Below are 19,127 nucleotides of genomic sequence, written 5' to 3' on the forward strand. Positions count from 1 at the left end.
CGTCTGAATAACTCTATATTTGGGTCTTTCAGACGGCCTTTTCAAGCCGTCTTAAGCATACAGGCAATTAGTTTTTAGCCAAGTAAGCTTCCAAGTCTTCGCTGCCACCGATGTATTTACCGCCGATGAATACTTGAGGAGCAGTCATCTTGCCGGTAATAGCGCGTACGGAAGTAACAGTTGCATCTTTGCCCAATACGATTTCTTCGTAAGACAAGCCTTTGTCTTGCAGAGCTTTTTTAGCTTTAGCACAGAATTGGCAGCCAGGTTTGGTGAAGATGGCAACAGACTCTTGAGCTTTCCAGTCAGGAGCAATGTATTTCAACATAGTGTCAGCGTCAGACACTTTGAAAGGATCGCCTGGCTCTTCAGGTTCGATAAACATTTTTTCAATCACGCCGTCGTTAACCAGCATGGAGTAACGCCAAGAGCGTTTGCCGAAGCCCAAGTCTTCTTTGCCAACCAACATGCCCATGCCTTCAGTGAATTCACCATTACCATCAGGAATCATGTAGATGTTGTCAGCTTCTTCTTCAGCAGCCCAAGCGTTCATTACGAAAGTGTCGTTTACAGATACGCAGTAGATTGCGTCAACACCGTTTTCTTTGAACGCGCCAAACAATTCGTTGTAGCGTGGCAGGTGAGAAGAAGAGCAAGTTGGAGTAAATGCGCCAGGCAGAGAGAACACGACTACTTTTTTGCCTTTGAACAAATCATCAGTAGAAACATCTTTCCAAGTGTCGCCAACGCGAGTGCGGAATACTACGGAAGGTACTTTTTGACCGGTACGATCTTGCAAAGCCATTTTTAAGCTCCTTAAAAATTCGGGTTTGAGAAATGAATCAATGCTTGCATTTTAATGCAGGCCTATCGATTTGTATAATTTATAGTTCAAATAATATTAATTACATCAAACTATCAACTCAATTAAATCGAGAACAGCTATTCCTCTAAATGAAGGCCATCTGAAATAAAACAAGTACCTGACTGAAATTATTTTTTAGGTAAGGGCTGAACGGGAGAATCCGAAGCCACAATTTCGCCGATGGCTGTTTCCGCAATATCCTTCAAAGCATAGCGGTCTTTATCAGGCATATCTGTCGGTTTGTACTGAGGCGAGAAATCCAAGCGGATACAGATTTTCTTCATAGAAACAATGCGCCATAAAGATTGAAGCAGGTTTACCTCCGCATAGGATGGCAGATCCGTCCGTTGTCCTTCGTCATCATAATATCGCAAAGTTACCGCCTGAATCGGCGCTTTCGCATCAATAGCCGATTGGAACAGGGCAGCTTTAAACGGCAAAATACCCAAGCCGGAAGAAGTACGCGCCTCAGGGAAGAAGCTGACATTCTGCCCTGCTTTCAATGCTGCACAAATCGCCTGATTAATCGGCTCGACATCACGGCGGGAATTGCGATTGATAAACACCGTGCCGGCATTTTTACCCATTTTCCCCAAAACCGGCCAACCGCTGATTTCCTGTTTCGCAATAAAACTGCTCGGATAAACGGCGCTCATGGCAAAAATATCCAACCAAGACACATGGTTGGCCACCACCAAAGTACCACTCACATTTCCTTGAGGCGGTACGCCGATTTCCAATTCGATATCCAAAGCATCCAACGCACCTTTTCCCAAAACAACCACAGCATGATTGCGTTCCTCTGCATTGTTGCCATCAATGGCACGCAAATCCCGGCCGGTTCTGAATAACCAAGCTGCCAAACGGCAAAGTCGGCTCAGACGTTTAAAAAAAGGAGCTTTTTGTTTAGACATAAAATTTCTTCTGTATTGTGTTCATTATGTTCAGACGGCCTCTGACATTTAAGGCCGTCTGAAACTATTTCTGGCAATTTGGACAATAAAATGTTCCACGCTGCCCCAAAGTTTCTTTAAAAATCAACCCGCCACATTGGACACAAGGCTCATTGTGGCGGCCATAGACCGTATATTCCTGCTGAAAGTAGCCGCTTTTTCCATCGCTATTAACGAAGTCTCGCAGTGTACTGCCGCCCGTTTCAATCGCCCTCAGCAGAACCGCTTTAACGGTTTCCACCAATAATGCGCATTCTTTCTTGGTCAGCTTATTCGCCGGACGCAATGGCGAAATACCTGCCTTAAACAGACTTTCATTCGCATAAATATTACCGACACCAACCACCACTGCATTATCCATCAGCGCTAATTTGACTGCACGCTTTTGGGTTTTCAATTTCTGATACAGGTAATTTGCATCAAAATCATCCGAGAGCGGCTCCGGTCCCAACTTTTCCAACAGCGGATGATGCTCGGCAATACCCTCATACCACAATACCGCACCAAATTTACGCGGATCGTGATAACGCAATACGGTACCGTCATCAAATACAAAATCTAAATGATCATGTTTATCCGGCGTGGCGATGCGCTCATCATCGGCGGTAAAAATCCGCAAACTGCCGGACATACCCAAATGCATAAGTAAAATACCCGTTTCAAAAGTAACAATCAAATACTTCGCACGCCGGTTGCATGCCAAAACTTTGCGCCCGGCCAAAATTTGCGCCAAGTTCGGATGGATAGGCCATCTCAATTTAAACTGGCGAATAATGACTTTTTCTATCTTTTTGCCATCAATATGCGGCGCGATTCCGCGTAAAGTCGTTTCTACCTCAGGTAATTCAGGCATCATTATTCTCCAAATTCATCATTATATATAGGCCGTCTGAAAACTATTCGGCCAAACGTGCCGTACTTAAAGCAACCGTATTGCCATCGAATGCAGATTCCAATTCAGGCAAAGGATGGACACCAATCAAATGTTTCGTTAAAACCACACCATACACCGCCGCACACTGCGGCCACCACCTATCCCCTGCCTTTTCCATAAACTGCCAAAACTTCAAAGCAGATGATGAATTCACAGCAGGCAGATAATCCATAAACTGCCCATATTCCATTTCAAAACCAATAGCGGCAGTTTTTCGTTTCAACTCAGCCAGAGCCAAGCATTGAGATTTCATAGGCAGTCTTTTACCATCAAACCACGAGCTCAACCCCCACAAAGATTTAAGGTTAAACCCCGTTAAAATCAACCTGCCCTCGGGTTTTAATATCCTAAATGCCTCTTGCAACACCAAATCGGCAGATGAAATTTCCAAAAGATGGGGCATCAATAATACATCCACGGAATGCGTTTCAAATGCCAACATTTCAGCATCCATCAGCACATCGCGCGGTACCACAATCATATTTTCAGACGGCCTCTGCCATACACCGTCCAATTGAACCGCCACTTGCCTATTCAAATATTGCAAATGCCGTCTGAAAAAATCCGCCTCTTTTTGAGCAAGATATTGCCCCATTGGCGTTTGCATAAAAAAAGTTTCCATTAAATGCTCTCCTATGCATCCCGACTTGTGTGACAGAATTTTAACACCACGACCACATCATACACGCAAATTCCCTGCCCGACTTGACGTTTGAATGCTGAAACGATACCATCGAAAGGACAAAATTTTATTATATATTTGATAACTCTATTTACTATGGCAAAACTAAAAACCATCGTTCTGACCGTTTCAAGCCTGTCGGCAGTTTCCGCCACAGCCTACGCGCAAAACGCTACGCCCAACCAAGTCGGCATGGCAATGATGCGCCTCAACTCTTCCCTGCTCGACCAAGCCAAAACACAAACCTTCGGCTCTGGTAGCTTGTGGGCATCATTACGTAAAGACTTCCGCATTAACGAAGTCAACACAGAACTGGTTCGCCGCCATGAAAACAAATTTGCTGCAAACAGTGCATATTTCGACCGCACCATCTCCCGCAGCAAACCTTATATGTACCATATTGCCAATGAAGTTAAAAAGCGCAATATGCCTGCTGAAATCGCTTTGTTGCCTTTCATTGAAAGCGCATTTTTAACCAAAGCCAAATCACACGTCGGCGCATCCGGCCTGTGGCAATTTATGCCGGCTACCGGCCGCCACTTCGGCTTGGAAAAAACGCCTTTGTATGACGGTCGTCACGACGTTTACGCCGCTACTGATGCCGCGCTGAACTATCTGCAATACCTGCACGGTATGTTCGGTGACTGGTCTTTGGCCCTTGCTGCTTACAACTGGGGCGAAGGTAATGTTGGTCGCGCCGTAAACCGTGCCCGTGCGCAAGGTTTGGAGCCGACATACGAAAACCTGCGTATGCCGAACGAAACACGCAACTACGTTCCCAAACTTTTGGCCGTCCGCAATATCGTTGCCAATCCGCAAACCTTCGGTATGAATATCAGCGAAATCAGCAATCAGCCGTATTTCAAATCTGTCAGCATCGACAAACCTATTGATAACAGCACAATTGCTCGTTTTGCAAACATCAGCGAAAGCGAACTGTTGGCACTCAACCCAGGTTTCAATGCTCCAGTATTCATCCCTAAAAACAACCGTCGCCTGTTATTGCCGGTTTCTGCGGTTTCCGCATTTGAAAAGAACTACCGCAATGCCAATCCAGATACCCTAATGTCTTGGGATATTTATACTTCTTTGGGCAACAAAAAGCTTAACGCCATTGCTAACGATACCGGTATGAGCGTAGCCGAACTCAAACGCCTCAATGGCCTGAGCGGTAGCGCCATTTCTGAAGGCCGCAGCATTTTAGTGGCTAAAAACTCAGCTATCCAAAGCCAAGACATTATTAACTTTATTGACAAAGACAATACGCCGGATACTTACCAATCCAATATGCCGGCCATGTCTCCGATTATTGCTTCCAACGCAGTAGAACCGGTTAAAGTCGCTCAAACTACCGTGACCAATATTGTTGCACCTGTTGTTCCTCAGTCCACTAAACCGGTTGACTTTATTGCACACAGCAAAACTGAAAACGTTACTTCCGTAGCGGTAACAGAAACCAAAGAGCAGCCTCAAGTTGCAAGTATAGAAATGACCGCCCCAGTTGTAGCCATGGTCCATACTGCTATTGAGCCTGCTACCACAAATGTTGCAGAAGCACCCAAAGCGGCTATCCCTGCCGACTTGACTGCACCGACTGTTGCCGCAAACGATGTAGCCCCTTCTCCAGCAGTTGAATCTGTTGCTGCTGCGCCGGTTCAAGAAGAGCATGATGACCTGATGGCTTTGGTACAAAGCCGACCTGCAGAGGAACCTGCAGCGACTGTTGCTGAAGCGACTCCTGAAACCAAACAAGTTCAAACTGTTGTCACCGCTGAAAACGCTCGTACAGAACGTATCGCAGCCAATACCGCTAAACAACAACAACGCATCAATGCGCGTCTTGCCCGTGTAAATGGCCAACAAAACACACAAACTGCAGCACTTGCAGCAGGTATACACCGCGTGGAAGATGGCGATACGTTGTTTAACATCTCCAAACGTTACAACTTGAGCGTAGCCGATTTGATTATTGCCAACAACATCAAAGGTAACAATATCAAAAAAGGCCAAATCCTCCGCGTTACAGCTGCTCCGGCAAAAGTCCGCAGCAACCCGATTCAAAACGTTTCCTACACTGTACGCAAAGGCGATACTTTGAACACCATCGCCAACCGTTTCAATGTTGATATTAATGATATCCGCCGTTGGAACCGCAATACACGTACGGTGACCCCTGGTCAACGTTTGAAACTGATTGGTAGCTAATACTTGCTTCAAAACAAAGGCCGTCTAAAATATTCAGACGGCCTTTTTCTTTATGATAAATTATAAATTCAATTTTTGATAACAAAATAGTTATCTCTTCAAGACATAAACATCCATGCAATAACTTCCACATAGAAAAAAGAGTGTGTAAAAACACACTCTCCTCTTCAAATAGATTGCCGTCAAATTTTACTCTTAACAGCTGCATTCAAACATATAAATCCTGTATACACATCACTATGCCGGTGAAAAAGCATCACAGAAGAAGGCATCTTCCGGTAAAGCGCAATTTTGAGTCAGCAAACTTTGCGCATTCTCCGTCATGGCTGGTGACCCGCAAGCATAAACTTCATATTGGCTCAAATCAGGATAATTTTGTGCTGCAACGTTTTGCACATATCCACTCTCCCCTTTCCATTCAGAATCAGGCTTAGAAAGAACAGGCAAGAATTTCGCATTTTTCAGACGGCCTATTAATGCTTCTGCTTCTTCCAATGCGTACAAATCCTCCTGCTGACGTGCTCCCCAGTAAAAATGAACCTGACGTTCGCTATTCTGATGAATCAAATCAAGCAAGATGCTGTGGATAGGTGCGTAACCTGTACCCGTTGCCAACAAAACAATCGGTCTATCGCTGTCCTTTTGCAAAGTAAACGTACCCAATGGGCCTTTAATGCGGACAATGCCTTTTTCTTTGATTTTAGGCTCTGCACCAAAAATCATTTCCGAACATACGCCATTTTCTCGTTTCCGAATATGCAACTCCAAAACGCCTTCTTGGTCAGGTGAATTGGCGATTGAATAACTGCGACTAATATTACCCGGAAGCAACAAGTCAATATACTGCCCTGCATAAAATGCAAACGATGGGGCTTTAGGCAAAGCCAATCTCAACAAAGCAACATCATGTTTGATTTCAATCGTTTCGATACGTACAGGCAAAGTGCGCACTGGCAAAGCATTCGGATTAAACCCCTGCACATTGATTTTCAGGTCGCTCTTCGCAGTAGTACAGCACAATAGCACTTTGCCCTGCGCTTTTTCTTCTTCGCTGATGGCTTTATCAATATGATCGCCCATTTCAAATTCACCACTCATCAACTCGGCCTTACATTGTCCGCAGGCGCCACTTTTACAAGAATGGGGCAGATTTAAATTCTGACGGGTCGCAGCAGCAAGAACGGTTTCATCATCGTTTGCCGTAAATGTTATTTGATCTGATAAGGTAATAGTATGTGTCATGGTATTTAGAATAATTTTAGAATCAAAAATAAAGGCCGTCTGAAAAATAAGACCTATTTTTCAGACGGCCTGTCCTATCTATCAAGCTAATTTGGCTTTAATCAACTCTTGAACTTGAGCAGGATTGGCCTTGCCTTTACTTGCTTTCATCACTTGGCCGACAATCGCATTCAAGGCTTTTTCATTGCCGGAACGGAATTGCTCAATGGCTTTCGCATTATTTGCCAACACTTCATCCACCATCGCTTCAATTGCTCCAGTGTCGGTAATTTGTTGCAAGCCATGTTTTTCGATGATTTCGGCAATACCTGCTTCAGGCTCGGCCCACATTGCTTCAAAAGCTTTTTTCGCCAATTTGCTACTTAATGTTCCGTCTGCAACTTTAGCAACCAACTCGGCAAGGCGTGGAGCCGTAATCGGGCTTCCAGCTAATTCCAAACCTTCTTTGTTCAAAGTAGCAGCAAGCTCGCCGTTCATCCAGTTCGCCGTTAATTTACCTTGGCCGCAGGCTTTGGCTGCTTCTTCAAAATAGGCGGCTTGAGCGCGGCTGGCAGTTAACAGGCGCGCATCATAGTCAGACACGCCGTAATCGACAACAAAACGCGCCGCCATTTCATGCGGCAACTCTGGCATTTGCTCTTTGGCTTTTTGCAATTGGCCGTCTGAAATAATGACCGGAAGCAAATCCGGATCTGGGAAATAGCGGTAATCATGTGCATCTTCTTTCAAACGCATCACACGGGTTTCGCCTTTTTCAGGGTCAAACAGCATGGTTGCCTGCTGTACTTTACCGCCGTCTTCCAAGATTTCAATTTGCGCTTCCACTTCATAATTGATGGCTTGTTCCAAGAAGCGGAAAGAGTTGAGGTTTTTGATTTCACGGCGTGTACCGAACTCTGCCTGACCTTTCGGACGGACAGATACGTTGGCATCAACGCGGAACGAGCCTTCCGCCATATTGCCATCGCAAATATCCAGCCAAGTTACCAAACCGTGTAACGCTTTAGCGTATGCCACGGCTTCGGCTGCGGAACGCATTTCAGGCTCGGAGACAACTTCCAATAAAGGCGTACCGGCACGGTTCAAGTCAATACCGGTGGCACCGTTTAAACCCTCGTGCACGGATTTACCCGCATCTTCTTCCATGTGCGCACGGGTAACATTGATGGTTTTAACCTCATCGCCCACTACGATTTCCAGTTTGCCGTGTTCTACAATCGGCAAATTCAACTGGCTGATTTGATAGCCTTTTGGCAAATCAGGATAAAAATAGTTTTTACGGTCGAACACGTTTTTCTGATTGATTTTCGCATCCAAAGCCAAACCGAGTTTGATGGCTTTTTCGACGACTTCGCGGTTCATTACCGGCAATACGCCCGGCAACGCACACTCAACCACGCTGGCGTGGGCATTAGGCTCGGCACCGAATGCAGTGGATGCGCCGCTGAAGATTTTGGATTGGGTGTTGAGTTGGACGTGGATTTCCAGTCCGATTACGGTTTCCCAAGTCATAAGGGTCTTTCTGTCGAAAAAAAGTTAATCGGTTAAATGAGTGATTCGTTTTTCAGACGGCCTGAATAAAAAACATAATAGGCCGTCTGATAAGATAAGTTTATTTCCTGCGGCGTTGGAAACCGGGCAGTTGCCAATGGAAACGGTATGCAGTCAGGCGAAACAACAATCCGCCGGCAAAGAGCAGGTTTAACGTAAAAATATTAATCCAGCCCAAATGCCCGAACAGATAAATCAGCCCGCCAATCAAAATGGCTACACTGCCGTAAAGGTCGGTGCGCAAAATCATCGGCACATCATTGACCAAAATATCGCGCGCAATACCGCCACCAACGGCAGTCACAAAAGCCAAAGAAATAACGCCGAACAAATTGAGCTGCAAGGTCATACCGATTTGTGCGCCGGTAATGCTGAACGCTGCCAAACCGATGGCATCGGCAATAATAAAAGCAGCAGCCAAATAGGTGCTGCGATAACGTTGCACCCTTATCAACCATGCGATGGCAAGCGTGGCAAATACAACTATCAGCGCATCGGTTTGCAAAAACACTTGCGGAATCCGGCCGACCAAGCCATCGCGTATCATGCCGCCGCCGACAGCCGTCAGTAACGCAGTAATGACGACACCGAGTACATCCAACCGCTTGTTGTAGCCGACCAAATAGCCGGAAATGGCAAACGCGGCTGTCCCAATGATTTGAATGAAGTCGGTGGCTGTCATGTTTTTAAATATCTACAATATGCAGCACCTCAATACATTCAGGCGCTTTTATATGGTTTATTTTCAGACGGCCTTGAATCATCAAGGCCCTAAAACATTATTCCGGCGCTTTAGTGTGCCAATCGCTGTTCAGCTGAACTTGATGTGCGGCACCCAAAATTTTGGCTTCGGAGAAATAGTTGCCGATAAATTGCACACCAATCGGCAGGCCGTTTGCGCTGAAACCGGCAGGCAGAGTCAGTGCAGGCAAACCGGCAAGGTTCACGGCGATGGTGTAAATATCGGATAAGTACATTTGCACAGGGTCGTGAATGTCGCTGCCGAGTTTTGGCGCGGCAGTCGGCGCAGTCGGCGCCAAAATGAAATCACATTGACCAAAGGCCGTCTGAAAATCATTGGCAACCAGACGGCGCAGTTTTTGCGCTTTCAAATAGTACGCATCGTAGTAACCATGGCTCAATACATAAGTACCGATCATGATACGGCGTTTGACCTCGCTGCCAAAACCTTCGGCACGGGTGTTGCTGTACATTTCTTCCAAATCGCCAAATTGCACCGCACGGTGGCCATAACGTACGCCATCAAAACGGGACAAGTTGGTACTTGCTTCAGCAGAGGCAAGAACGTAATAAGCAGGAATCGACAATGATGTTTGCGGCAGGGAAACTTCAACAGTCTCCGCTCCTTGTACTTTGAGCAAATCAATAACGCTTTGCAAGGCCGTCTGAACATCGGCATCTGCGCCTTCGCCAAAATATTCTTTAGGCAAACCGATTTTCAAACCTTTGAGCGGCTTGTCCAAATCACGGGTGTAGTCTTCTTTGTCGCGCTCCAAACTGGTGGAATCGCGCTCGTCAAAGCTGGCCATAGCGTTCAACAAAATCGCGCAGTCTTCGGCTGTTTGCGCCATAGGGCCGGCTTGGTCGAAGCTGGAAGCATAGGCAACCATACCGAAACGTGAAACCGTACCGTAAGTCGGCTTGATGCCGGTAATACCGCAATGCGATGCAGGCTGACGGATAGAACCGCCGGTATCCGAACCCAACGCAACCGGTGCCAAACGCGCCGCAATCACGGCAGCCGAACCGCCTGACGAACCGCCGGGAACATGTTCAAGATTCCATGGGTTTTTGGTTGCGCCGTAGAACGAAGTCTCATTGGTCGAACCCATGGCAAATTCGTCCATATTGGTACGGCCAAGAGTAACCATGCCGGCATCCAACAGGTTTTGCACCACAGTAGCAGTATAAGGAGAAACGAAGTTATCCAACATTTTGGAGCTGCATGCACTGCGCCAACCTGTTTGGCAGAAAATATCTTTGTAAGCAACCGGCACACCGGTCAAAGCTGTTGCATTACCGGCCGCGATACGCGCATCGGCTGCTTTAGCTTCAGCAAGGGTCTTATCTTGATCGATGGTAACGTAGCCGTTGATGGTAGGGTTTTTCGCAGCAATAGCGGCCAAATATTCGGTCGCCAATTCGACTGCGGAAATTTGTTTGGATTGCAGCAGGCTGCTGGCTTGTTTGAGCGTGTAAGCGGTCATTGTGCCGTACTTTCTATAAAACAGTTTTTGCTTTCAAAACAGATATTGAAAACATCCGTTTAAATCAATAAATCGGGCCGTCTGAACAAAAAATCCTTTCAGACGGCCTTGCAATAGGGGCTTGCCGATAAGCAAAGGCCGTATGAAACCTTATTCTTCAATTACTTGAGGAACAATATACAGGCGGTTGCGCACTTCGGGGGCAACAGCCTGATATTCGGCAGCATGATCGGTTTCAGTCACTTTATCTTCGCGCAGGCGTAAAGCGGCTTCGTGCGGATGCGCCATGGGTTCGATACCGTCGGTATTGACGCTTTGCATGTTTTCAACCATGGCGAAAATATCGTTCAACTCGGCAAGCGTTTTGTTTTTTTCTTCGTCCGTTAAAGTGAGGCGCGAGAGTTTTGCGATTTTTTCCACATCATTTAAGCTTAAAGCCATAAAAAATCCTTGTCTGATAGCAATGCCTCTTGGGTTTGGGGTATCATTGCATTTCGTCTTCTATGAAGCGAAGAATTATAACCGAAAACCAAACAGGTTGGCATGGTGTTTTGATTCAGACGGCCTTTTAAGGGCGCATTTATCCGTCTAAAACCGTGTACCTGTTTTTCTTATTTTAAATACTGCTTAAAGCATCCGGACTGGGCCGGAATTTCAGGAATCCTAATGTTTCGTCTTTTATCTCGTTTCCTCTCCAATGATATTGCCATCGATTTGGGCACGGCCAACACGCTGATTTTTGTACGCGGCAAAGGGATTGTTTTGGATGAGCCGTCCATGGTTGCGATTCAATCCGGCGCAGGCAATAAAAGTAAAATTATGGCAGTGGGTACGGAAGCCAAAAAAATGCAGGGTCGTGCGCCGCGCAATATTGAAATCGTCCGCCCGATGAGAGACGGTGTAATTGCCGATTTTGTGATTACTGAGCGTATGCTGGGTATGTTGATTAAAAAAGCCACCGAAGGACAATCTTTGGTTCCGCCTCGCGTGGTTATCTGTGTTCCGGGCGGCTCTACCCAAGTGGAACGTAAAGCGATTTTGGACTCTGCGTTTGCTGCCGGCGCGGCAAGTGTACATTTGATTGAAGAACCGATGGCCGCCGCTTTGGGTGCGGGTTTACCGATTGAAGATGCTGCAGGTTCGATGATTGTCGATATCGGCGGCGGTACGACTGAAATCGGTATTCTTTCACTGGGCGGCATGGCCTATTCTGCTTCTGTCCGCGCAGCCGGCGATGAATTCGATAAAAGCATCATCCATTACCTGCGCCGTCATCGCGGTGTCTTGATTGGTGAAGCTACAGCCGAAGAATTGAAGAAACAAATCGGCTCGGCCTCGGGCTTTGAAACCGAAACAGCCATGCGCATTAAAGGCCGCGATCTGGCCGAAGGCACGCCTAAATCCTTGGCAGTTACTTCAGATGAAATCCGTGAAGCATTGAGTGAAACGGTAAATCAAATCATCCGTGCCGTTCGTCTAGCTTTGGAACAGGCTCCGCCTGAATTGGCCGGCGACATCGCCGACCGCGGTATTATGCTGACCGGCGGCGGTGCGCTTCTGCACGGTATCGATACTGTCTTGGCCGACGCAACCGGCCTGCCCGTCGGTATTGCCGACCAACCTCTGAACTGCGTTGCCTATGGTGCCGGTAAGGCTTTGGACTATATCGGCAAATGGGATACCGTATTCACGGAAAACCCATAAGGTAGATGGTTATGGAACGCTCTTCTTTGCGCTTTGACGAGGCAAAAGGCTCTAAGCTGTTGCCTCGTTTTGTCGTTTATATCGCTCTGGCTGCCGGCCTGATGGTGGCAGATTACCGCTTTTCATTGATGCAGCCTGTACGTGCTGCAGTAATGCCCATGCTCTATCCTGTTCAATGGCTGGCAAATCAACCTGTTCAACTTTATCAATATTTTGCCGACCTCTCCCAGTCCAAATCCGAGCTCTTGGAACAAAACCGCCAACTTCTGGAAGAAAATGGCCGTCTGAAAATTGATTTGCAGCGAGATAAAGTCAATACTGATGAATTGCGCGAATTAAAAAAACTGTACGGTTTGCAACAAAAAGGCATTCACAACGTTATCGGTGCGGAAGTCATTTCCAATGGCAAAGATCCGCTTTCCGAAAGACTGATTATCGGCAAGGGCGGCCAAGATGGTTTGAAAGTTGGCGATGCGGTCATCGATCAAAGCGGTTTGATCGGCCTGTTGACACAAGTTCACACACAAAGTGCGGAAATTGGGCTGATTTCAGGCGGACAAAGCATTGTCCCCATAGCCGTCAGTCGCACCGGCGAACGCAATTTGGCATACGGCAATGGCAACGGTTTGGATTTGCGCTATTTTCCAACCGGCTCAGACTTGAAACCCGGCGATATTCTACTGACTTCCGGCTTGGACGGTACTTATCCGGCGGGGATTCCCGTTGCAACCGTCAGCAAGGTTGTCCGCGCATCGGGAACGCCTTATTACGATACGCAACTGACGCCTTTAGCCGCTTTACGCAGCAGCCGTTTTGTCTTGGTACTTTCTTCCGCCCCTTCTTCCCCACGCTGATTTCATGAACGATTTTGACGATTCTTACCGTGCAGTACCGCTGCACATTATGGCGGCCAGTCTCATCGTGATGATGATACTGGACTTTATGCCGTTTTCCTTTGACGGGTTCTTCTGGCTGCCTGAAATGACGGCACTGATGCTGCTGTATTGGGCATTGCACCAACCGCAACGCGCAGGCATGGGACTGGCTTTTGCCATCGGCCTGATTGTCGATGCCGCAACCGCCGCGACTTTGGGATTGCACGCCCTGTCTTACGTCGTGATGACTTATTTCATTTTAAACCACCGCCGCCAGATCATGCTGTACGGCCACATTATGCAATTGGCTGCTGTCTTGGCTGCGCTGCTTCTCAATCAGGCCGTCTTAACTGTTGCCCGTTTGTTCCTTAATCATCAGGTCATCACTTTGCAAGGCTTTGTTGCCCCATTTGTCGGCGCATTGCTTTGGCCGATACTCAGCCAGCTGATGCTGATTGTGACCCGTATTTACCGCTCCCACTGAAAAGATGAAACCGATTCTTCCACGCCGTCTTTCCGGTGGTCAACATACCAAAAAACCTTCTGCTCAGGCTGCACAAGCCGACGCTTTATTGCGCCTGCTCGTTGCTTTTGTCCTGATTGTCATCTTCTTTTCCATCTTGCTGGCGCGGTTCTTTTACCTGCAAGTGACTCAGCACAACGAGTTTTCCGGTCAAGCATCGAGCAACCGCATCACCCTGATTCCAACGCCGCCCGTACGCGGCGAAATCGTCGATATCAACGGCGTTCCTTTGGCCAAAAACTATCCTGTCTTTTCGCTCGAAGTTATTCCCAGCCGCATCGAAGGCAAGATGGAAGATGTCATTGAAGCATTGAAAAAATACGTCGATATCACGCCGACAGATTTAAAACGCTTCAAAAAATACCGCGAAAGCTATAGAAAATTTGAAAATATCCCACTCAAACTCAAACTGACCGATGAAGAAGCCGCCCGTTTGTCCGTACATCTGCGCGAATTCAAAGGCGTAGAGGTCAATTCACGCACTTTCCGCGAATATCCTTACGGCAAACTGACTTCCCATTTCTTAGGCTATATCGGCCGTATTAGCGACAAAGACAAAGAAATGCTGGAAGAAGAAGGCCTGACCGCCCTCTACCGCGGCAGTACACATATCGGCAAATCCGGCTTGGAAAAATATTACGAACACCAGCTTCATGGCATTCCAGGCTATCAGGAAGTCGAAAAAGACGCTTACGGCAACATCGTCCGCGTATTGAAAAATGTTCCGTCCAAAATGGGGCAAACCTTGCGCCTAGGTATGGATATCCGTATGCAACAGGAAGCCGACCGCATCTTGGGCGACCGCCGTGGCGCATTGGTGGCCATCAATCCGCAAGACGGTACTGTTTTGGCTTTTGTTTCCAAACCTTCCTTTGATCCCAACCTCTTTATTGACGGCATCGACAGCGACACTTGGAAAATGCTGAATGACGATTGGAAAAAGCCTTTGATCAACCGCGTTACCCAAGGCCTTTATCCGCCGGGTTCTACATTCAAACCCTTTATGGGCATGGCTTTGTTGGAAAGCGGCAAAATTACTCAAAACACTATCGTCCCTGCACCCGGCGCATGGAGCATACCCGGCAGCCGCCATATCTTCCGCGACTCCGTCCGCAGCGGTCACGGCTCGGCCAACTTGAGCAAAGCCATTCAAGTATCCTCAGATACCTTCTTCTACCGTTTGGGTTACGAAATGGGTATCGATAAAGCCTCTCCGTATCTGGCGCAATTCGGTTTCGGCCAGAAAACCGGCATTGACCTGCCCAGCGAATACACAGGCGTTTTGCCCAGCCGCGAATGGAAAGCCAAACGCTTTGCCAAATCTTCCGACCCGACTGCCAAAGAATGGCGCGCCGGCGAGATGGTTTCCGTCAGTATCGGCCAAGGCTACAACGCCTACACGCCTTTGCAAATGGCACATGCGACAGCATCTCTGGCCAATAACGGTGTCGTTTATCAGCCGCATTTGGTCAAAGAAGTATTGGATTTCGGCGCGCGCAAAATTACCCGTATCAACCCCAATCCTGAGCGTCAAATTCCGTTCAAAGCCGATAACTTCGAATACGTCAAACGCTCAATGGAAAAGGTATTGAAACCGGGTGGTACGGCGCACCGTATCGGTGGCGGACTCGCCTATACGATGGGCGGTAAAACCGGTACAGCCCAAGTCGTACAAATTAAACAAGGCGGCCGCTACAATGCCGCAGCCCTGCGCGAACAACACCGCGACCACGCATGGTTTATCTCGTTTGCGCCATTGGAAAAACCTGAAATTGCCATTGCCGTTATTTTGGAAAACGGCGGCTGGGGTGCGTATGCCGCGCCATTGGCCCGTGAAATGACTGATTTTTATATGCTTCACGTCAAGCCGCAACAGTTTTCAGACGGCCTTGAGTCAGATTTAGCCAAAACTGAAACAACGGACAAGCATCAGCCTATTACCAGCATTTTCCAATCTGCCTACGGACTGACGCCGACAAGCCCTGCCTCACAGCCGGAGGTTCATCATGAATAACACATCAGTGTGGAAAAATTTCAAATCCACCATTGCGGCCCCGATTGACCCTTGGCTGTTTTTTGCCATGCTCGCCATCTACATCATGAGCCTGTTCCTGCTCTATTCTGCAGACGGGCAAGAGTTCGGCCAATTGGAAAACAAAACCATCCATACCGTTTTGGGCTTTGTCCTTTTATGGATTATCGCCGTATTCAAGCCGCAAATGGCTGCCAAAGTTGCCCTACCTGTTTACATTGTCGGCGTATTACTGCTGATTGGCGTCGAAGTTGCCGGCGTTACCGTCAACGGTTCGACACGTTGGCTGAGCCTCGGCTTTACCCGTATCCAACCTTCCGAAATCATGAAAATCGGTATTCCCATGACTGTCGCGTGGTATTTCCAACGCTATGAAGGCCGTCTGAAATGGGTACATTATATTGTTGCCCTCGTTCTGATTCTTGTTCCTGTTGCCCTGATATTGAAGCAGCCAGATCTGGGTACGGCAGCACTGATTATGGCTTCGGGTATTTTTGTCATCTTCTTTGCCGGATTGCCTTGGAAGGCTATTTTTTCCGCCATTATTGCCTTTGTGGCCGCTTTGCCGCTCTTGTGGAATTACGGCATGCACGACTACCAGAAAACCCGCGTCCTCACTCTGCTCGACCCAACCAAAGACCCGTTAGGCGCAGGCTACCACATCATCCAATCCATGATTGCCATCGGCTCGGGCGGCGTATGGGGTAAAGGCTGGCTCAACGGTACGCAAACCCATTTAGACTATATTCCCGAATCAACGACTGACTTTATTCTCGCAGTATTCGGCGAAGAATTCGGCCTGATTGGCAATATCCTTTTACTGCTGGTTTACCTCATCATTCTGGCACGCGGATTGTGGATTGCCGCACAAGCGCAATCCCTTTACAGTCGTACTTTGGCAGGCGCGTTGACCATGACTTTTTTCTGCTACGCCTTTGTAAACATGGGCATGGTCAGCGGTATTTTGCCCGTCGTAGGTGTCCCCCTCCCCTTGGTCAGCTACGGCGGTACGGCTACACTTTCCATCATGGTGGTGCTCGCCCTGCTGATGGGTATTGCCAACGAACACAAAAACCTCCGCCGCCGTAATGCGGATAACGATGACCTAACTGAAAGCGAGGAATAATATGGAACTGGGTGTAGAAATCGGCAAGCTGCTTGTGGCATTTCTCGTGCTGATTAATCCTTTCAGCGCGCTCTCAATCTATCTTGATCTGACACAAAACCACAGCACCAAAGAAAAGCGCAGAATCGCGCGTACTGCCGCATTGGCCGTTTTCATCGTAATCATCGTCTTTGCACTGAGTGGCGGTATCTTGTTGAAAGTACTTGGTATCAGCGTGGGCTCTTTCCAAGTCGGCGGCGGTATTCTGGTTTTGCTGATTGCCATCTCCTTAATGAACGGCAACAATAATCCTGCCAAGCCCAAAATCGACCCCAATTCAGAAGAGCATCACCATGAGCAACAAATCCGCCGCAATGAAAAAGCCATTGCCGTCGTACCCATTGCCATTCCGATTACCATCGGTCCCGGCGGTATTTCTACCGTCATCATTTACTCCTCTGCCGCCAAAAATTACAGCGATATTGCCCTAATTATCATCTCCGGCTTTTTGGTCAGCCTGATTTGCTATTTCATTCTGGTCGTGGCCGGACGCATCAGCAAACGCTTGGGCACTACCGGCCTGACCATCCTCAACCGCATCATGGGCATGATGCTTGCCGCCATTTCCGTAGAGATTATTGTTGCCGGCTTAAAATCCATTTTCCCCCAACTGGTCGCTTGAAGTACAATCATCACAATAAAAGGCCGTCTGAAACATTTTCAGACGGCCTCATAAAAACATAAAAACAAAGGAGTCAACCATGTTTCACAGCACCCACGTTTTCACCGGAGAAACCATTTACCGCAGACCGGCGCAAAGCTATACCGAGTTCACCGACGAATTAAACCGCCTCCAAACCCTTCAGCAAACCTTCGCACAATCAAGCATTATCGAGCGCACTGCCCTCTTACAACAATTTGCCGACAGCCTTACCCAAAACCAAGAACGCCTTGCTGAAATGGTCTGCGAAGAAGTCGGACGCTGCCTGCACGAATGCCGTGCCGAAATCAGCAAATCCATCGAGCTTATCCGCTATTACGTCCGCCTTACCCCCGAACTGCTTGCCCATAAAACCATCGCCACTCAAGCCAGCCTCAGCCAAGTCCGCTTCGAGCCTTTGGGCGTTGTTTTGGCAGTCATGCCGTGGAACTACCCTGTTTGGCAGATTTTACGATTTGCCATCCCTGCCCTCTGTGCCGGCAATGCCTGCGCGGTCAAACCTGCGCCCAGTGTCGCCCGCGTCAGCGAAACACTCTTCAACCTCGTCCCCAAAGGTTTGCCGCTTATCGGCGCATGGTTAAACCATGAAGACACGCTTAAAGCCATTGAAGATACCGATGCCATGGCATTTACCGGTTCGACCCATACCGGTCGCTTGCTGGCCGCCCATGCGGGCAGACATCTGAAAAAAACCGTCCTTGAACTGGGCGGCAGCAATCCGTTTATTATCCTGCCTGATGCCGATCTGCAACGTGCAGTCATCGATGCCTGCTATTCGCGCTTTCGCGATGCCGGACAATCCTGCAATGCCGCCAAGCGCATCGTTGTTACCCAAGATATTGCCGAACAATTTATCCCGCTCTTCCTTGCCGAATGCGCCAAACTGCAAACCGGCAATCCCAAAGACCCGAACACTACCCTTGCCCCGCTTCACCGCGAAGACCTGCGTCAAACCGTACACGAGCAGGTTCAAGATGCGGTTGCACATGGCGCGCAGTGCTTGAGCGGCGGTTATATCCCTGAGGGAGAAAGCTGGTTTTACCCTGCCACGGTATTGGATCAAATCAACCCGAACTGCCGCGTTTGGCACGAAGAAGTCTTCGGCCCAGTTGCCATGATTTTACGCGCCAACAATCCGGATCACGCCGTCGCACTTGCCAACGACACACCTTTCGGCCTCGGCGCCTGTATCTACACAGCCGACACGGCAAATGCATGGCAATACGCCGAAAAAATTCAAGCAGGCTCTGTCTTTATCAACCGCCACACCAGCAGCGATCTGCGCCTACCTTTTGGTGGCGTCAAAGCTTCAGGTTATGGACGCGAGCTATCAGAATTCGGGCTGTACGAATTCGTCAACGTCAAAACCTATTGGCAAAAATAAACTGTTGCATTAACTCAGGCCGTCTGAAAACCCGATTTCAGACGGCCTGAGACCTTTGCAAAATTCCCCAAAATCCCCTAAATTCCTACTAAGACATTTAGGGGATTTTCCATGACCACCTTC

Annotated in this window: 17 protein-coding genes; 8 read left to right on the forward strand and 9 right to left on the reverse strand. The window is 48.1% G+C overall.

What is annotated here, in order from left to right; translation table 11 throughout:
* Nucleotides 1-67: 67 nt before the first annotated feature.
* The 4 genes from ACTHSW_RS08825 to ACTHSW_RS08840 all read right to left on the reverse strand — a co-directional run bounded on the left by ACTHSW_RS08825 (nucleotide 68) and on the right by ACTHSW_RS08840 (nucleotide 3,374).
* On the reverse strand, nucleotides 68-805 hold the full coding sequence (locus ACTHSW_RS08825) for a redoxin family protein (RefSeq protein WP_049348362.1): 738 nt from the start codon (nucleotides 803-805) through the stop codon (nucleotides 68-70).
* A 188-nt stretch (nucleotides 806-993) separates the two neighbouring features.
* Nucleotides 994-1,779, reverse strand: a complete 786-nt coding sequence (locus tag ACTHSW_RS08830) for a 1-acylglycerol-3-phosphate O-acyltransferase (protein ID WP_070459857.1) — start codon at nucleotides 1,777-1,779, stop codon at nucleotides 994-996.
* 64 nt (nucleotides 1,780-1,843) lie between these two features.
* Nucleotides 1,844-2,671 (reverse strand): bifunctional DNA-formamidopyrimidine glycosylase/DNA-(apurinic or apyrimidinic site) lyase, encoded by an 828-nt coding sequence (gene mutM / locus ACTHSW_RS08835; protein ID WP_070460049.1) that lies wholly within the window; start codon nucleotides 2,669-2,671, stop codon nucleotides 1,844-1,846.
* 43 nt (nucleotides 2,672-2,714) lie between these two features.
* On the reverse strand, nucleotides 2,715-3,374 hold the full coding sequence (locus tag ACTHSW_RS08840) for a class I SAM-dependent methyltransferase (protein ID WP_070459854.1): 660 nt from the start codon (nucleotides 3,372-3,374) through the stop codon (nucleotides 2,715-2,717).
* Between the two features lie 156 nt (nucleotides 3,375-3,530).
* On the opposite strand from ACTHSW_RS08840, the gene ACTHSW_RS08845 reads away from it, so the two are divergent.
* Nucleotides 3,531-5,639 carry a LysM peptidoglycan-binding domain-containing protein gene (locus ACTHSW_RS08845; RefSeq protein ID WP_070459851.1) on the forward strand — a complete coding sequence of 703 codons (2,109 nt, stop codon included), beginning with the start codon at nucleotides 3,531-3,533 and terminating at the stop codon, nucleotides 5,637-5,639.
* Nucleotides 5,640-5,876: 237 nt separating this feature from the next.
* Here ACTHSW_RS08845 and ACTHSW_RS08850 read toward each other — a convergent pair whose 3' ends face one another.
* The 5 genes from ACTHSW_RS08850 to gatC all read right to left on the reverse strand — a co-directional run bounded on the left by ACTHSW_RS08850 (nucleotide 5,877) and on the right by gatC (nucleotide 11,101).
* Entirely contained in the window at nucleotides 5,877-6,881 is a 1,005-nt protein-coding gene (locus ACTHSW_RS08850; protein ID WP_070459847.1) for an FAD-binding oxidoreductase, read from the reverse strand.
* 81 nt (nucleotides 6,882-6,962) lie between these two features.
* The gene (gatB, locus tag ACTHSW_RS08855; RefSeq protein ID WP_070459844.1) at nucleotides 6,963-8,393 is read right to left on the reverse strand and encodes an Asp-tRNA(Asn)/Glu-tRNA(Gln) amidotransferase subunit GatB; all 1,431 of its coding nucleotides are present in this window, start codon (nucleotides 8,391-8,393) and stop codon (nucleotides 6,963-6,965) included.
* Nucleotides 8,394-8,493: 100 nt separating this feature from the next.
* Entirely contained in the window at nucleotides 8,494-9,114 is a 621-nt protein-coding gene (locus ACTHSW_RS08860; protein ID WP_004520129.1) for a trimeric intracellular cation channel family protein, read from the reverse strand.
* Nucleotides 9,115-9,211: 97 nt separating this feature from the next.
* Nucleotides 9,212-10,660 carry an Asp-tRNA(Asn)/Glu-tRNA(Gln) amidotransferase subunit GatA gene (gene gatA / locus ACTHSW_RS08865; protein ID WP_070459841.1) on the reverse strand — a complete coding sequence of 483 codons (1,449 nt, stop codon included), beginning with the start codon at nucleotides 10,658-10,660 and terminating at the stop codon, nucleotides 9,212-9,214.
* 150 nt (nucleotides 10,661-10,810) lie between these two features.
* Complete coding sequence (gene gatC / locus ACTHSW_RS08870; protein WP_003685110.1) at nucleotides 10,811-11,101, reverse strand: Asp-tRNA(Asn)/Glu-tRNA(Gln) amidotransferase subunit GatC; 291 nt, start codon at nucleotides 11,099-11,101, stop codon at nucleotides 10,811-10,813.
* A 225-nt stretch (nucleotides 11,102-11,326) separates the two neighbouring features.
* Here gatC and ACTHSW_RS08875 point away from each other — a divergent pair, with 225 nt between their 5' ends.
* From ACTHSW_RS08875 to ACTHSW_RS08905, 7 genes are all read left to right on the forward strand, one after another.
* Complete coding sequence (locus ACTHSW_RS08875) at nucleotides 11,327-12,364, forward strand: rod shape-determining protein (RefSeq protein WP_440373874.1); 1,038 nt, start codon at nucleotides 11,327-11,329, stop codon at nucleotides 12,362-12,364.
* Between the two features lie 11 nt (nucleotides 12,365-12,375).
* Nucleotides 12,376-13,218, forward strand: a complete 843-nt coding sequence (gene mreC / locus ACTHSW_RS08880; RefSeq protein WP_070459835.1) for a rod shape-determining protein MreC — start codon at nucleotides 12,376-12,378, stop codon at nucleotides 13,216-13,218.
* Nucleotides 13,219-13,222: 4 nt separating this feature from the next.
* The gene (gene mreD, locus ACTHSW_RS08885) at nucleotides 13,223-13,723 is read left to right on the forward strand and encodes a rod shape-determining protein MreD (RefSeq protein WP_440373875.1); all 501 of its coding nucleotides are present in this window, start codon (nucleotides 13,223-13,225) and stop codon (nucleotides 13,721-13,723) included.
* A gap of 4 nt (nucleotides 13,724-13,727) precedes the next feature.
* Nucleotides 13,728-15,776 carry a penicillin-binding protein 2 gene (gene mrdA / locus ACTHSW_RS08890; protein ID WP_440373876.1) on the forward strand — a complete coding sequence of 683 codons (2,049 nt, stop codon included), beginning with the start codon at nucleotides 13,728-13,730 and terminating at the stop codon, nucleotides 15,774-15,776.
* Nucleotides 15,769-16,920 (forward strand): rod shape-determining protein RodA, encoded by a 1,152-nt coding sequence (rodA, locus tag ACTHSW_RS08895; RefSeq protein ID WP_107811047.1) that lies wholly within the window; start codon nucleotides 15,769-15,771, stop codon nucleotides 16,918-16,920. Before mrdA ends, rodA begins: the two co-directional genes overlap by 8 nt.
* A gap of 1 nt (nucleotide 16,921) precedes the next feature.
* Entirely contained in the window at nucleotides 16,922-17,581 is a 660-nt protein-coding gene (locus ACTHSW_RS08900) for a MarC family protein (RefSeq protein ID WP_070459823.1), read from the forward strand.
* Between the two features lie 79 nt (nucleotides 17,582-17,660).
* The gene (locus tag ACTHSW_RS08905) at nucleotides 17,661-19,004 is read left to right on the forward strand and encodes an aldehyde dehydrogenase family protein (RefSeq protein ID WP_107811048.1); all 1,344 of its coding nucleotides are present in this window, start codon (nucleotides 17,661-17,663) and stop codon (nucleotides 19,002-19,004) included.
* The last annotated feature ends 123 nt before the right edge of the window (nucleotides 19,005-19,127 follow it).

Origin of the sequence: Neisseria sp. P0008.S004 (assembly GCF_051962755.1) — a bacterium.
Classification (GTDB): domain Bacteria; phylum Pseudomonadota; class Gammaproteobacteria; order Burkholderiales; family Neisseriaceae; genus Neisseria; species Neisseria subflava_A.

Bases quoted from the DNA above. Each gene is read 5' to 3' on its own strand.
- ACTHSW_RS08825 (WP_049348362.1), bottom strand. From the start codon at position 805: ATGGCTTTGCAAGATCGTACCGGTCAAAAAGTACCTTCCGTAGTATTC.
- ACTHSW_RS08830 (WP_070459857.1), bottom strand. From the start codon at position 1,779: ATGTCTAAACAAAAAGCTCCTTTTTTTAAACGTCTGAGCCGACTTTGC.
- mutM (WP_070460049.1), bottom strand. From the start codon at position 2,671: ATGCCTGAATTACCTGAGGTAGAAACGACTTTACGCGGAATCGCGCCG.
- ACTHSW_RS08840 (WP_070459854.1), bottom strand. From the start codon at position 3,374: ATGGAAACTTTTTTTATGCAAACGCCAATGGGGCAATATCTTGCTCAA.
- ACTHSW_RS08845 (WP_070459851.1), top strand. From the start codon at position 3,531: ATGGCAAAACTAAAAACCATCGTTCTGACCGTTTCAAGCCTGTCGGCA.
- ACTHSW_RS08850 (WP_070459847.1), bottom strand. From the start codon at position 6,881: ATGACACATACTATTACCTTATCAGATCAAATAACATTTACGGCAAAC.
- gatB (WP_070459844.1), bottom strand. From the start codon at position 8,393: ATGACTTGGGAAACCGTAATCGGACTGGAAATCCACGTCCAACTCAAC.
- ACTHSW_RS08860 (WP_004520129.1), bottom strand. From the start codon at position 9,114: ATGACAGCCACCGACTTCATTCAAATCATTGGGACAGCCGCGTTTGCC.
- gatA (WP_070459841.1), bottom strand. From the start codon at position 10,660: ATGACCGCTTACACGCTCAAACAAGCCAGCAGCCTGCTGCAATCCAAA.
- gatC (WP_003685110.1), bottom strand. From the start codon at position 11,101: ATGGCTTTAAGCTTAAATGATGTGGAAAAAATCGCAAAACTCTCGCGC.
- ACTHSW_RS08875 (WP_440373874.1), top strand. From the start codon at position 11,327: ATGTTTCGTCTTTTATCTCGTTTCCTCTCCAATGATATTGCCATCGAT.
- mreC (WP_070459835.1), top strand. From the start codon at position 12,376: ATGGAACGCTCTTCTTTGCGCTTTGACGAGGCAAAAGGCTCTAAGCTG.
- mreD (WP_440373875.1), top strand. From the start codon at position 13,223: ATGAACGATTTTGACGATTCTTACCGTGCAGTACCGCTGCACATTATG.
- mrdA (WP_440373876.1), top strand. From the start codon at position 13,728: ATGAAACCGATTCTTCCACGCCGTCTTTCCGGTGGTCAACATACCAAA.
- rodA (WP_107811047.1), top strand. From the start codon at position 15,769: ATGAATAACACATCAGTGTGGAAAAATTTCAAATCCACCATTGCGGCC.
- ACTHSW_RS08900 (WP_070459823.1), top strand. From the start codon at position 16,922: ATGGAACTGGGTGTAGAAATCGGCAAGCTGCTTGTGGCATTTCTCGTG.
- ACTHSW_RS08905 (WP_107811048.1), top strand. From the start codon at position 17,661: ATGTTTCACAGCACCCACGTTTTCACCGGAGAAACCATTTACCGCAGA.